The organism is Oleiphilus sp. HI0043, assembly GCF_001634935.1.
In genome coordinates, this window is sequence record NZ_LWEY01000099.1 from 1 (window position 1) to 678 (window position 678).

Genomic DNA, 678 nt, shown 5'->3' on the forward strand with positions numbered 1-678 from the left:
CCATTTCAATTTTTGAAAAAAAATATCGCCGTTTGTTAAGCAGCTTCGCTCATTCATTAGACTCAGGTAAGTATTGCCGTTATATTCGCCGCCTTGGAAGCCTTACTTGAAATTCAGGCCATGGAACAGTAAGGCGACCAAGAACTTTCATACCTCATTCGTTATGGATAATAAATATGTACAAGCTAAAGCTAGCGGTCGCCTTTGCCTCTCTATTTATCTCATTGTTCTCGGGAGTTTCCTATTCGGCCCCGGGTGACCCTGGCAATATTCTAACGACACTAAGCATTAACAACATCAGTGGTGATGGTCGCACCCCTTCCACCCCCCACGGCGTCACCATGCATGACGGCTACCTTTGGGTCGTCGATTTTGGCACCGACAGAATCTACAGGGTCTATCCAGAAGATGTCTATGACGAAGAAGGAGCGCTTCAATTTTCTGCCGGTGATAGTGATTTAAACCTTCCCCTTACAGACACAGATAATCCGCCAATTAACAGTGACGGAAACCCCATCCCTACTTGCGGTGCAACACCGGCCGGTCAATACTGTGGCGGTGGCGGTTTAACCTTTGCCGAGAATTATCTTTGGAATGCCAGCCCTATTACAGACAACATTATAAAAATCGACCCTGTTGATGGAGATAACCTCGAATCCGAAAATGCACTATCAGAGC

1 protein-coding gene is annotated in these 678 nt (G+C 46.2%); it reads left to right on the top strand.

The annotated features are described in order from the left end of the window. Positions 1-176: 176 nt before the first annotated feature. On the top strand, positions 177-678 hold a 502-nt coding region (locus A3729_RS01840), incomplete at its 3' end, for a hypothetical protein (protein WP_156497581.1).